The organism is Rufibacter latericius (assembly GCF_003721515.1).
Classification (GTDB): Bacteria; Bacteroidota; Bacteroidia; order Cytophagales; family Hymenobacteraceae; genus Nibribacter; species Nibribacter latericius.
The window spans coordinates 182,598-195,575 of sequence record NZ_RJJD01000005.1; the positions used below are offsets into that span (position 1 = coordinate 182,598).

Below are 12,978 nucleotides of genomic sequence, written 5' to 3' on the forward strand. Positions count from 1 at the left end.
GGGGTTGTTTTCACAAAAAGAGCCCCTAAACCGTTCATGACACAGTTTAGGGGCTTGAAGCATCAGGTCGTCTCGGCGGCCAGCACCACTTGCTGCTGATCTGCCCGGGAGATCTGTTTCAGGAAATTGACCAGTTCTTTGTATTGGTCTGCCTTGTGACGGCTTTTGTGCATGGTCAGTTGGCGCACGTAAATGAGCTTGTTGCCTTTCATCTGCACCTGGGACTGGTACTCACCGAAAATAGAGGCGATTTTCACCGGTTGCGGCATGCTCTCAGTTTTATATCCCGCCGGAATCTCGTACTCCACCGAGTCTACGTCCTGAAAAGCCATGGGCCAGATGACATCGTACTTACGGCCTTCCACCACCGTAGGCGACGAGGTCCAGCGGTTCATGAGGTTAGGCGTGATGAAGAGACGTTTCCCGCTCACCGATGCTACCCGAGGCAGTTCCAGTTGCAGCTTCTCTTTGACCTGCGGCTTGTCTTTCACTTTCTCCAGGTTGTAGCTCTTAATCTCGAAGGCTGGAATCTGCGTGTTTTTGTAAAGCCACTTAAGCTGCGCCTCGGGCGTGTAATGCTGGATGACACCTTTGCGGTCTTCATGCTGTGTACCGGCGTAATGGGTGAAAGCTTCTGCCGTTCCGTTGCCTTGGGCATTCAGTTTTACCTGCACTGTGCGCTTTTGGGTATTGTCAAAAGCAGTGAATCTGGGCGTGGATACCAGCTTGCCGCCTTCTGGGGTTATCAGAAGAGAGTAGCGGTCTCCGGTAGAGGAACCGGTATACCCTGCATCGGCCATCTGGCTTGTGCATTCCAGCCAGACCGTGTCCTTGGGCATGGGCACGCACACCACCACGTGGTTGAACTGGCTATTAGGGAAGCTTTTCAGAACCGGCCGGTTGTCTTCTCCGGCGTAGATGAGGGCATAATGGCTCTTGATACCGGCTACTTCCAGCAGGGCTTTGGTGTAGTTGCTGAGTGCTTTGCAGTCGCCGTAACCTTTGCTGTCCACCATGGAAGCCTCAAAGGGCTGCCACCCGCCAATACCTAATTGGATAGACACGTACCGGGTTTTGTTTTGCATGAACTGGTAAATGGCTTTCACCTTAGCTTCTGGTGTGGGCAGATCTTTCACCAAGGCCAAGACTTGCTGCTTGGTGGCCTCCGGAATCAGGTCACGGCCCACGTTCAGTTTGTTCTGCCACTCTCCGAACGATTGCCACGTCTCCAGGCTTCCGGCGTAGCCCTGCACTTCAAAAGCAGCCGGCGCTGTACGTACTCTGGGCACTAACTCCCAGAAAGAAGGGCCAAACATCTCTCCTTCTATGGGAGCCAGGTCTTTCACCTGCCAGTTGTACACCTGCTGCGCACCTTCCTGCTTTACACTTACTTTTTCGGGCACCAATTGCTCATGGTACCGCAAAGACATGCCGGGGGGCATCACCACCTGGAAAGTGGCTTTTTCAACGGCCAGTTTCTCCCCGTCCAGCGGTGCCCACTGCGTGTAGAACAGCATGTTGTTGGAGGTAGTCTGGTATTCAAACTCCACCGTGTACGGGAAAGAAGGCGTGGACAGGGCCGCTACCTTTAACCGGTTGTCTTCATAGAGCGAGAAATCACTGGTATTGCTGTAATCCTTGATCTCAGACGCCTTCAGGGTACCTACTTTCTTGCCGAGCATGTCATAGACCGCTCCTTTGATGTAGTCTACTTTGTTCAGTTTGTCATAAGGCACTACCAATTGGGCATGTCTTTTCCCTTCCTCGTTGAGGACAGTGATGACTCTTTTGATGCGTTCTGTGGCCGATTTCGGGGAAGTGACCGTAAAAACGGTTTCCTCGGTCCGGATCACGGCGTTGGCACCTTTAGACAAGGCAGGGCTGATGGTGAGCGCGGCATACGTGGGGGTGTCGCCGGCCCAGGAAGTTGCACTTACCAGCAGGCCGAGCAAGAGCAGGGTTAGTCGTTTTTGCATGGGTTTTCGAAAATTAAGCCTAAAACCAGATTACCCTTTTTTCTTCAACACGATCTGCTCGGCATGTTTCGCCACCACCTGGGTGTAGAACTGCTTGAGGTAAGTATATTCTTCGGCGTAGAAGATAGGCCGGGAGATGGTCACTTTGCTCATCACCTGGATCTTGTTGCCGGTTACCTGCAAGGCATAGGTGAACCTTCCACCGTTTTCTGGCAGGGCGATGACGGCGTTTTTAGGCAACTCCTCTACCGAATACCCCTCTGGGATGGTGAAATTGCAGACGTACACTTCCTCTGTGGGGTGCCCGAAATCTACCGGGTACTTGCGGTTCTCGTTCTTGAAGGGGTTATCCTGTTGGGCCTTCAGGAGCATGGGGTTCAGGTAGATGATGTCTTTGGGCTGGGTATCTCCCGCGCTGGCCACTTCATACTGCAGGCCCATGGGTTTGTGCAGGTCTTTGAGGTTCTGCAGTACCGGGGCTTTGCGCTCCAACTGGGTCTGGCTACTCACCAGTTTTTCCAGGAATTTGGCTTCGCCGGCTTCCTGCACGTTGTGCCGCATGCTCAAGGCCCAAACACCGTTGGTAGACTGCATCACTTTCCCGCTTAGCACACCGGTGGCCAGGACCTGAACATCGGCGTTGATGAGTTCTGTGGTGCGGTTAGCTGACTGGAGCGTTACCCAGTCGCTAATTTCTTTGGAAACCAACCACCCTTTGTCGTTCAAACAGTGCTTCGGCAGCATGCCGAGGGGCATCAAAGGATCGGTGGCGTCCATCAATACTTCTTTGTTCCCGATCTTGGCATAGGCGATCACATAGTTGAACTTGCTCAAAACCGGCGAATAAGGAACCCGCCCATTGTCGCGGGTGCTCAGCACCACCGGATAGGCCTGAAAACCAGCGTCGCGCAGCATGGCCACCAGCATGAGGTTAATATCGGCTACGTTACCTGTTTTGGTATCAAAGGCTTTCCGGAGGCTGGAGGTGACGTATTTGCCGCCTTGTCCGTTCCACTTCACCGACTTCTTCACGAATTCATAGATGGTGTTGAGGCGGGCCAACGTATCAGTGGCTGCCGGCAAGGCCGCTACTTCGTTTTTGAAGAAACCGGTGCGGTTCAGCTGCAAGCCAAAGCGCTCGTCGGTCATCAACTCCTCGGTGAGGCTGCTCCAGTTACCCGCAATCCGCTTAGGAACCTGGCTTGGATAGCGCACCCACTCTAATTCAAATTCAATCTTGGAGACATAGTCATTGAGGGTGGTGATGTAAGATTCAGAGGCAATGGCAGGAACGTCTTTCATTACCCAGCGGTGGTTTACGCTTTTGGCGGTGATGTTCTCTATCCCTCCGGGAATTCGCCCAGAGGAAAGTCCACTGCCTACATCCTGGCCACTATAGCGCACCGCGAAAGTCATGTTAGCGGGTACCGCCTCGTTCACCACGAAGGGCTCATACCCCTGGGGGATATGCTTGTATTCAAAGTACTCAGGGATAGCGGCTCTGTATTCGCTGTGCACTACCGGAATAGACTTCTGGAAGCTCCAGTCATGCAGGTTGAAGAGAAAATCTGAGCTGATGGTGTACGAAACCTCCAGCACCGATCCTTCTTTCACGGCTGGCAACGTGAATTTCTTGTTTGACCAGTTGACGGTTTCTTTTTCATCGAAAACGGCTTTGTCGTCCATCTTCACTTTCACCATTTTGCCGCCTTCCATGTTGTAGGTAACTCCTTTGATGTTGGTAACCTGCTCTCTGCTGCTGTTCTTCTGGTAATACGGAATCACGAAGTCGGCCCAGTCATAACCGCTTTTCTTTAAGATCTTGATGCGGGTAACCCGCTCAAAATTCACTTTGAAATCTTCATTGTAGGTAAAGTAAGAGCGCCCGTAATCGGCTAGGATAACGGCGGCGGCACTGGTGTCTTTGTCATAGACTTTCATGTTAAGCTCCTGTTCGGTCACCTTCCCGAACTTGACGGGAATTTCCTGGCCGAAAGCCGTAAAATGGAACATAACAAGGACCACGGCCAGCAAAGACCGCGTGTTAAAAAGGGTAGATGTGGGCATAGAGCGGGTTTTTGGAATGGAATTGATTTAAGTTATAAAATTTTTATGAATAGCTTCTAGTGAAGACCTGGAAAATAGATTTTTTGTTATATTTTATCTCTCTGGGTAAGAATGCTTTTAAGGAACTTCCTTCTCACCCAAAATAAGTTCTTGTATTGTTTTCGTGGATGTAACAATTGGAATAAAAAACAAAGCACATCCCCTCTTTCTTTCCCGCAGAATCCCTGCTCTTTTTTACAGAAAATAGTAATTATTGCTGCTCCTGAAGAATTTGAACACAATATATCCCTATTTCACATACTAATTACTATGAGTATCTAAAATTTATAACAATTTTGACGTAGCTACGTAGCCAAGGCCGAAAACCCGGTATTTCCCATGCATCCAGCAAGTTATTTGGCTGAGGGAGTATAATCCAGAGGCAGCATCTCAGCCAGTTTTTCCCAACCCCAGTATCCTTCCACAAAATGCGAATGCGGGTTCAGGATTATGCCGCTGGGCTCAATGAAGGTGGAGGGCTCTAGCAAGGAAAGCAGAGAGTTCTGAAAGGATGGCGCGCGCCGTTTGGAGAAAACGCTTTGGTTTACAAAAGCCAGCTCCTCTTTCTCTTTGGTGTACACTACGTTCAAGATATCGGTGAACTGCAGCTTTAACCGGTCACCAGATGCGTCTGAAGCTACCATTTGCTCATATGGGATAGGGTCTTTGAACAGGTAAGCCACGGTTTTGTCAAGACGTTGCATGCGCAGCCAATAACTGAGGCTGTCTTCCGGCGCACCGACTTTGTTCACCATGATGGTTCCCGGCTGAAGACCTCTGGCCCGCCGCAAACCCGCCTGGACCTCTTCTTCGGGCGGACGATTGGGATTAGGCCGGCGCTGCAGCTTTCTCACGTTAAAGCCCTCGGCTTCTAACTTTTTTCCATACAAAGCCCTCACGAAGTGCATGAGCGAACCATGGTAGGCCTTGAGACGGGCTTCCTGCCAGCGTTTTTCCTGCGCCTTGCTGCGGGGCTTCATCTCTTCGAACCGAGGGTACCCCGCATGGAACGTCTCGTGGTTGCCGAAATTGACCTTGAAATCCGCCAACTCAAAATACACCCGATACCCCAGGGCTTTGTTCTCAATAACCAGCGGTTTAGATGCCTCAGCTGTCAACAGAGTAGCTTCTGAATTGAAATGGAAATACAGCACGTCAGCGTTGAGGATCTGGGTTTTGGCAGCGTTCGCCGTCTGCCCGATGAAGTTCTTCACGAAGACGCTGTAGTGGTAGCGCCAGTTACTGTCTGGCCGAATCACAATCTCCTGCAGCGCATTAGCCTTGGGCAAAAGCTCAAACCGGAAGGAAAGCTGTTGACCGACCGTAAGGGTTACCTTATGGGTAAGCGTTTCATAGCCTAGAAAAGATACCACCAACTCATGCGTTCCAGCAGGCAAGTCCGTAAGCTTGAACGTGCCGTTTTCTGCGGAGTTGGTGCCAAAGGTAGTCTGCGCGATGTAGACAGTGGCAAAACCCAGCGGCTGCCTGGTTTGGGCATCTATAATAGTGCCCGCCACGGTTCCCCGGCTGCCTGTCTGACCAAATGCCTCCCCCTTAGTAGATAACAGAGAGAACAGGATAATCAAAGACCAACACAACCGAGAATATCTCACTAACAAGAGCAGCATAACAGCTATTTAACCCGTGAAAGATACAAATCTGCCAGATGAAAACAGAAGGGGCAGTATTTCGCTTTAATCATCTTTTGGTGAAACCACGCTTAAAACAGAGGAGAAAAGGGTATTTGGAGCCAGTACTTTTTGTTTAAACCGCCTGGTTCACAGAAATGGAGAAAACACAACATTTTCATCCTTTCTTTCTTAGAACAACCTGCTCTGCGTGTTTGGCGATCACTTGGCTGTAGAACTCCTTCAGCAAACCATACTCTTCGGCTTTGAAAAGAGGCCTGGCAATAGCCAGCTTGCTGGTGACCCTTATTTTGTTTTCTGCCACTTCTAAAGCATAGGTGAAGGTGCCTCCGTCCTCTGGGAGAATGAGTTTCAGGTTCTTAGGCAATTCTTCTACTACGTAGCCTTCGGGCAACGTGAAGGCACACATATACACCTCTTCTAAAGGGTAACCAAAGTCAACAGGAAATTTTCTTGTGGTTAGTTTAAATGGGTTCTCTATGGGGGCTTTTAACAGCATGGGCTGCAGGTAAAGGAGCTCGCTACCGGCCAAGCTGCCTTCACTTGCCACATCAAATTCCAGACTTAGCGGTTTGCGGTAATCCGTCAGGTTTTGGACGAGAACCTTCTCCCGCCTGATTCTCTGGTTTGCGCCAGCGTGGGCCTCAAGTTTGCTAGCCTCGCCCGCCGCCAAAATAGCTTTACGCATGCCTGCTCCTAAATACCCCTTGAATGATTCCTTTCCCTTCCCACTCAGCAAACCATCAGGCAAAACTTGAACATCAGCAGTTAGAAAACTCATGGATTTTTCACTTGTCTGGAGCGATACCCATCCCCCTCCCGGAGAACTCACCATCCAACCTTCACCGCTCAAGCAACGGTCTGGCAGCATACCTACCGGCAAAATGGGGTCTGTGGCATCCAGCAGAAATTTCTTCTCGCCTATCTGTATATAACCCACCACATAATTAAACTTCTCCTGAATGGGAGTATGCCGGGGAACCATGCCGTGCTCGCGGGTGCTCAAAATTATTGGTTGCACTGCTAGCCCCGTGGTTCTAAGAATGCCAATAAGCAGAAGGTTGATATCTGCCACGTTGCCGGTTTTCGTGGAAAGGGTCTTCCGGAAACTCTGCGTAGCCAAAAACCCATCCTGCCCATTCCATCTCACCTGGTTTTTCACAAATTCTTGAACGGCAGCTATCCGCTCCACCGGATCACGGATGTCTTTAAACTTGAGCACCTCAGGTTGATAGAAATCGGCTTTCTCTAACAACTGCCCAAAGCTCTCCTCTTCCAGCAATGCGTCTGCGAACCCAATCCAAGTAAGCGCTAACCGGCCCGAAGACACGTTGGGCAGATTGACAGACAGCAACTGAAACTCCAAGCGGGTAACATAGTCTTCAATGGTAGTGGTGTAGGCTTCTGGGGTAATGGCGGGCACATCCTTCATGACCCATCTGTATTCTTTGGTTTTCACTTTTCCTGAAGGCAGCACACCCGCCTTCACTTCGTTTACCAAAAGAGGCTCAAACCCAAGCAAAAAGGGGCGGTAGTTGTAATACTGAGGAATCTGGGCCCTGAATTCGCTGTGTGCAACGGGCACAGAGCTCTGAAAACTCCAATCTTTGAGGTTATAAATAAACTCAGAGGCAATAGAATAGGTAATATCCAACACGCTTCCTTCTTTAGCGGCAGGCATAGCAACCTTTTTCATGTACCAGGCTTCTGCCTTCTTCTCGTCCAATATGGCTGTATTTTCCAGTTCCGTTTTGACTATTTGCCCGTTTCCCCAGTTGTAAGTAGCCCCAGCAAGGTGAAGAACTTCCTCTTTCAGGGAGGCACTCTTTTGGTAATAAGGGATCTCTACATTGGCCCACTCCAAACCTCCCTTTTTCAGGATTTTGATGCGGATAACCCGCTCAAGGATAAACTTTTAGCTCAGGGGGTTTGGAAAGCGCAGGTAACCATAGTCTGCCAATACGACTACTGCCGCACTGGTGTCTTTGGCATACACCTGCATCTTCACCTCTTCTTCAGAAACTACTCCATATTTCACCGGCGGCTCCTGGGCGAAGGATAGATGAGAAACAAAGGAAAGCAGCAAGAATAAAACCCACCGGAGAGAAGAGGGCGCAGCAAGGCACATATAAGTATTTTAAGAAGTACAGGAACAACTTCCTAAAATTAGGCTTTTTTATGATCCTTAGGCTATCGTCGCTGTAGCAACAATTTAGAAAACACTTTCCTGCTTCTGGAAAGCTTACGCCAGCTTTTTTGGAGAACTTGCTTTAGGCCTCTTTTCCTGAAATCAGCCTAAAAGCGCATGGTGAATGTGGTGCCCTGCCCTAATTCAGAACTCACCGTAAGCGAGCCTTTATGCAACCGCATGATCTGCCTTGACAAACTCAACCCGATGCCGGTGCCGGTGGCTTTAGTAGTGTAGAACGGCAGGAAAATCTGTTCCTGCGCTTCCTCGGCGATGCCGCTCCCGTTGTCGGTGACCTGGATGACCACGCGGCTGTCCTGGTCGGGGAAGGCTTCTATCTGCAGGGTTTTGGTGGGCTGTTCGGCGAGGGCGTGGATAGCGTTCCGGATGAGGTTGATGAGAACCTGCTCCACCAACTCCCGGTCAGCGAGCACCTGCAGCCCGCCCGACGGGCAGTTGACCAGCAGCAGGATGTTCTCGTGCATCAGTTCTTCCTGGAACAGCGTCTGAAGTTGCCGGAGCATATCGGGTACGGAGAAGAACTGCTTTTTGGGAACCGGTACGCGGGCCAGGCTCCGGAAATCCTGCACAAAACGCACCAGTCCCTGGCTACGGCGCTCAATGGTCTGCAAAGCCATGCCCATATCTTCGGTTTCCTCGCGCTGCAAAAGAATCTGCCCGTTGGTCTGAGCCTCCAGCACGTCCTGGATATCGGCGGCCACGCTGCCTGCCAGGGAAGAAATAGGCGTCACGGAGTTCATGATCTCGTGGGTAAGTACCCTGATGAGGTTCTGCCAGGCTTCCATCTCCTTTTCTTCCAACTCACGCTGGATGTTCTGGATAGACGCCAACCTAAAATCCTCGCCGCGCATGACCAGATCCACCACAAACAATGATACCGGCACCCGCTCTTTGCCGTGTTTCAACTGAAGCACCTTACTCTGTCCGGCGGGCAAAGCCAGCAACTGTTCCACCAGCTGAGGCGCCTCATTTTTAAGATGTTCCACGTGGGAAAGCTGCCCTACCTGCAACAGGCGCTTAGCCGCGTTGTTGATCAGCTGGATCTCGCCCGATTTCTTGAACGTGATGATGCCTATGCCGATGTGCTGCACCACGGTTTGGTAATATTGCGTGGTGGCTTCTTTCTCCGAACGAATGTCGCGGAACTTCCGGATGACCTCATTATAGCGTTGATAAAGCTCGTCGAAGACCTTCCCCTCACCGCGCGAGGAGAAAACCTCGGAGAAATCATCGTACTTGATGGTGTTCAGGAACTTGATGAGCCGCTCAGTAGTGCCTTCAATGAACAGGATGAGGGCCACGGTCTGCACCACAATGAGCATGCCCACCGCCACCTGCGTAGCTACCAGGGAAGACTTGAAATCGACCTCAAAAAAAAGGAACACCGAGGCTACCAGCAGCAGCACCCGCAAAATGACCTGAAACCGGAAGTTCTTAAAGCCCATACTTCTCCAGGCGGCGGTACAGCGATGCGCGGGACAAGCCCAGTTCTTTGGCGGCTTTGGAGATGTTGCCGTCGTATTTGCCCATGGCTTTGACTACCGTGGCCCGCTCTACCTCATCCAGGTTATGCGTTTGGGGCACGTTTTCACCAAAAGAAGGCGATTGCATCTGCAGAAAGAAGAAGTCCTGGGGCTGCAGCACGTGGTTTTCCGAGATGATGGACGCGCGCTCCAGCACGTGCTCCAGTTCCCGGATATTGCCAGGCCAGTCATATCTCTTTAATCGCTCCAGCGCCGCGGCGGAGACTCCTTTGGCGGGCTGTTTGTACTTCTGGGCGTAGCGCTTGAGAAAATGGTCTACCAACAGCGGCAGATCCTCTAACCTATCGCGCAATGCGGGTAAATTCAGTTCAATGGTGTTGATGCGGTACAGCAAATCCTGCCGGAAACGCCCCTGTTGCACCATCTGCTGCAAAGGCATGTTGGTGGCGCAAATGAGGCGTACGTTGATGGGAATGGGCTGCCCGGTTCCTACCCTGATGACCTCGCGGCGCTGCAGCACCGTGAGCAGTTTAGCCTGCATGGCCATGGATAAATTGCCGATTTCATCCAGAAATAACGTGCCGCCGTTCGCCATTTCGAACCGGCCTACGCGGTCTTCTTTGGCATCGGTGAACGCGCCTTTCTTGTGCCCGAAGAGCTCGCTCTCAAACAAAGTCTCGGTGAGCGAACCCATATCTACGGAGATGAACACCTTATCGGCGCGCGCCGATTGTTGGTGCAGGCTGCGCGCAATGACTTCTTTTCCGGTGCCGTTCTCGCCCAGGAGCAGGACATCGGCATCGGTTTTGGCCACCCGGTTCATAAGGTGCAACAATTGCTGCATGGCTGGGCTCTGCCCTGTCACCAGGTTCACGCCTTGGCTTAACTGCGAGGCAAGCGCGCTGTTGGTTTTCTTGAGAGTAGTGATCTCTTTATAGGACGTCTTGAGCTTGGACGCCGCCGAGAGCGTGGCAATGAGTTTTTCGTTCTGCCAGGGTTTGAGCACGAAATCAGTGGCGCCTTCTTTTAGGGCCCGCACCGCCATCTCCACATCGCCAAAGGCTGTGATCATGATGACTACCGCGCTAGGGTCTTTGGCCAGGATTTCCTTGAGCCAGTAAAAACCTTCGTTGCCGCTGGTAGTATCCTCGTGGAAGTTCATGTCCAGCAGGATGAGGTCATAGGTGTCCTGGTTCAGCAGGAACGGGATTTTGCGGGGGTCTTTCTCAATGAGTACCTGCTGGGCATACTTCTTCAGCAGCATCTTCGCTGAGAAGAGAATGTCCTCGTTGTCGTCTATGATCAGGATCTTACCTAGGCTCTGTTCCACGGGTTTTGGTTACGTTTTGTAAAAAGTACACCTAAACTGTGCCAGACTGGGTAAAAGGCATTTCTGTGGCTGGCAAGGTGAATTTACAAAATCCATGGACATGTGGTGTCCGGGGCTGAACAAAAAAGTGTCCGCTGGTGAACACCTGGAAAGAGGAGAAAATTAGGGCGGTAAAAGAGACAAGGCGGTGCCTGGTCTTTACAATATTTTGTAGGGCCAATCCCTTGTATTCTTTAAAACGGGCTTGAAACTGCAGGGAGCTTACTCTGCAGGAGGAACGGCAGTAGCGGTATACTGGAAGGGCTTGCCGATGAGCCTCACCTGAAAGGTATTGCTCACGCCTTTCAGGTGAATGTTCGCTGAACCCGCTACATAGGGTGGGTTCCGAAGCAAGCTGAACGCGGTCTCAGAGATCACAAAGCTGTTGTTCAGGTCTTTGGTAGACGCTTGCAGGCGGGCCGCCACATTCACCGGGAAACCCATCACCGAGAGGCTGTCGTTGTTCCCGATGCCCACGTTTCCGTAGATCACTTGCCCTACGTGCAGCCCGATGCCTACTTCAAAGGCATGGTCAAAGTAGGTTTTCATGTACGTGTTGTTGAAAACCTTGACATCTTCCTGAATTTTGATTCCCGCCAGCACCGCGTTTTCCGTTGCCTGCTTTATTCTGGAATTCAGCCCGAAAACGGCGTACAGGCCATCACCGGCCGTGTCTATGATCCTGCCCTCGTATTGCTCAATGGCGTTCCGGAACAAGGTGAAGACCCGGCGCATGATGTGGATCACGTCGAAGGGAAGGTTGGTCTCCATGAAGGGCGTGAAATTACGGATGTCAATGAAGAACAAGGCCATTTTACCGCGTTGCCCCATCACCTGGGTTGTGTTTTCCGCCTCGCCGTGGATGAAAATAAACCGGTCCAGGTCATCTTTGATGAGTCGGTTCAGCTTCACGCCTTCGCCCTGCACGTGTGTCTGACAGGCTAGCCGTACATTCTCCGGAAGGTTCCGGACCACGCGTACCGTCCGTTCACAGGTGTTGATGTCTGAGAGTTGCTCTGCCCCTTCCAGCACCAGAACGCGGCAGGTGGTACACTCGCCCTTTCCGCCGCAGGCGTGGTAATGCGGAATGCCGGCTTGCAAAGACGCCTCCAGAATGGTTTGGTACTTTGAAGCCCTGATCACCTTTTCTCCTTTAAAATCAACCTGGAACATCATAAGACAAGGACGTAAAACAGTTTCTTCTACACGTGGAGGCTTGCCTTGGCGGACAAAGCAGCGTTATTTCTTCACCAGCGGCTGGTACTCGGGGTGCTTTTTAAGGTAAGAGGCCATGTAGGGGCACAAAGGCACCAGTTGCAGTTTTTCGGCGGCAATGTAGTTTAGGACCTGTTTGGTCAAAGCGGCCGCAATTCCCCGGCCCTCCAACTCTTCAGGGACAATCGTGTGCAGCACCGTCATGACGTCATCCTTCAGTCTGTACTGCACCACGGCGGTTTTCCCGTCAACGGTGGTTTCAAACTGATGCGCGGCCGGGTTGTTTCTGATATCTAATTCCATGTTTTTGCTTCCGTGTTCTGGTTATTCGCTTACCTGGGCCTGGATCAGCATCTCCTGCGCCAGGGCTATTTCTTCGGGCAGAATGGTATGGGGCCGGCCTTTGTAGATCTTTTTAGTGACCACGGCGCCGGCGGCTTCCATGACGCTGACCGTTTCCTCTACCCGGCTCACCGGCACGTGCGGATCTGGGTCGCCGGTGGTAATAAGGACCGGGGTGTTCCCGAAGTTTCCCTTGTATTTGCTTGTGTTCAGCTCAGGGCCGATCAGGCCGCCGGTGAACAGGAAGAGGCCGCCAAACGGCTGGGCATTTCTAGCCGCGTATTCGGCGGTGAGACACGCTCCCTGCGAGAAACCCAGCAGATAGATGTTCTGGCTGCTGATGCCTTCCCCCGCGATCGTTTTCACCAGGTCATGGATTTCCAGCAAGGCAGAGTCCAGCGCGGGCTGATTTTGCTCGGTGGGTGCCATGAAACTGTAAGGGTACCAGCTGTGGTTGGTGGCCTGCGGCGCGAACAAAGAAAAGTCCTCTACCGGCAGATGGTCGGCCAACGACAGAATACTCTCGGCGGAAGCCCCCCGACCGTGGATCATGATGAGCGCCTTGCCGGTTTCTGATAAAGGCTTGCCCTGGGTAATGACCTGTTTCTTGTGTGTATACATCTGGTTC

10 protein-coding genes are annotated in these 12,978 nt (G+C 51.7%); all 10 read right to left on the reverse strand.

Annotated features, from left to right (window positions below):
• Nucleotides 1–62 precede the first annotated feature (62 nt).
• Complete coding sequence (locus EFB08_RS10315; protein WP_123126868.1) at nt 63–1,976, reverse strand: DUF3857 domain-containing transglutaminase family protein; 1,914 nt, start codon at nt 1,974–1,976, stop codon at nt 63–65.
• Between the two features lie 30 nt (nt 1,977–2,006).
• Entirely contained in the window at nt 2,007–4,043 is a 2,037-nt protein-coding gene (locus EFB08_RS10320; protein WP_123126869.1) for a DUF3857 domain-containing protein, read from the reverse strand.
• Nucleotides 4,044–4,435: 392 nt separating this feature from the next.
• Nucleotides 4,436–5,599 carry a carboxypeptidase-like regulatory domain-containing protein gene (locus EFB08_RS10325; protein ID WP_165864854.1) on the reverse strand — a complete coding sequence of 388 codons (1,164 nt, stop codon included), beginning with the start codon at nt 5,597–5,599 and terminating at the stop codon, nt 4,436–4,438.
• 289 nt (nt 5,600–5,888) lie between these two features.
• Complete coding sequence (locus EFB08_RS10330) at nt 5,889–7,640, reverse strand: DUF3857 domain-containing protein (protein WP_123126871.1); 1,752 nt, start codon at nt 7,638–7,640, stop codon at nt 5,889–5,891.
• A 6-nt stretch (nt 7,641–7,646) separates the two neighbouring features.
• Entirely contained in the window at nt 7,647–7,859 is a 213-nt protein-coding gene (locus EFB08_RS10335; RefSeq protein WP_123126872.1) for a hypothetical protein, read from the reverse strand.
• A 167-nt stretch (nt 7,860–8,026) separates the two neighbouring features.
• On the reverse strand, nt 8,027–9,385 hold the full coding sequence (locus EFB08_RS10340; RefSeq protein WP_123126873.1) for a sensor histidine kinase: 1,359 nt from the start codon (nt 9,383–9,385) through the stop codon (nt 8,027–8,029).
• Nucleotides 9,375–10,754: a sigma-54-dependent transcriptional regulator gene (locus tag EFB08_RS10345; protein WP_123126874.1), complete on the reverse strand. Its 1,380-nt coding sequence runs from the start codon at nt 10,752–10,754 to the stop codon at nt 9,375–9,377. Before EFB08_RS10345 ends, EFB08_RS10340 begins: the two co-directional genes overlap by 11 nt.
• A 261-nt stretch (nt 10,755–11,015) precedes the next feature.
• Nucleotides 11,016–11,969 carry an adenylate/guanylate cyclase domain-containing protein gene (locus tag EFB08_RS10350; RefSeq protein ID WP_123126875.1) on the reverse strand — a complete coding sequence of 318 codons (954 nt, stop codon included), beginning with the start codon at nt 11,967–11,969 and terminating at the stop codon, nt 11,016–11,018.
• Nucleotides 11,970–12,032: 63 nt separating this feature from the next.
• On the reverse strand, nt 12,033–12,311 hold the full coding sequence (locus EFB08_RS10355; protein WP_123126876.1) for a GNAT family N-acetyltransferase: 279 nt from the start codon (nt 12,309–12,311) through the stop codon (nt 12,033–12,035).
• Between the two features lie 21 nt (nt 12,312–12,332).
• The gene (locus EFB08_RS10360) at nt 12,333–12,971 is read right to left on the reverse strand and encodes an alpha/beta hydrolase (RefSeq protein ID WP_123127054.1); all 639 of its coding nucleotides are present in this window, start codon (nt 12,969–12,971) and stop codon (nt 12,333–12,335) included.
• Between the last annotated feature and the right edge of the window lie 7 nt (nt 12,972–12,978).

Excerpts from the sequence above, each read along its gene's own strand:
- EFB08_RS10355 (WP_123126876.1), bottom strand. The coding sequence starts at position 12,311 with ATGGAATTAGATATCAGAAACAACCCGGCCGCGCATCAGTTTGAAACC.
- EFB08_RS10320 (WP_123126869.1), bottom strand. The coding sequence starts at position 4,043 with ATGCCCACATCTACCCTTTTTAACACGCGGTCTTTGCTGGCCGTGGTC.
- EFB08_RS10350 (WP_123126875.1), bottom strand. The coding sequence starts at position 11,969 with ATGATGTTCCAGGTTGATTTTAAAGGAGAAAAGGTGATCAGGGCTTCA.
- EFB08_RS10335 (WP_123126872.1), bottom strand. The coding sequence starts at position 7,859 with ATGTGCCTTGCTGCGCCCTCTTCTCTCCGGTGGGTTTTATTCTTGCTG.
- EFB08_RS10315 (WP_123126868.1), bottom strand. The coding sequence starts at position 1,976 with ATGCAAAAACGACTAACCCTGCTCTTGCTCGGCCTGCTGGTAAGTGCA.
- EFB08_RS10360 (WP_123127054.1), bottom strand. The coding sequence starts at position 12,971 with ATGTATACACACAAGAAACAGGTCATTACCCAGGGCAAGCCTTTATCA.
- EFB08_RS10340 (WP_123126873.1), bottom strand. The coding sequence starts at position 9,385 with ATGGGCTTTAAGAACTTCCGGTTTCAGGTCATTTTGCGGGTGCTGCTG.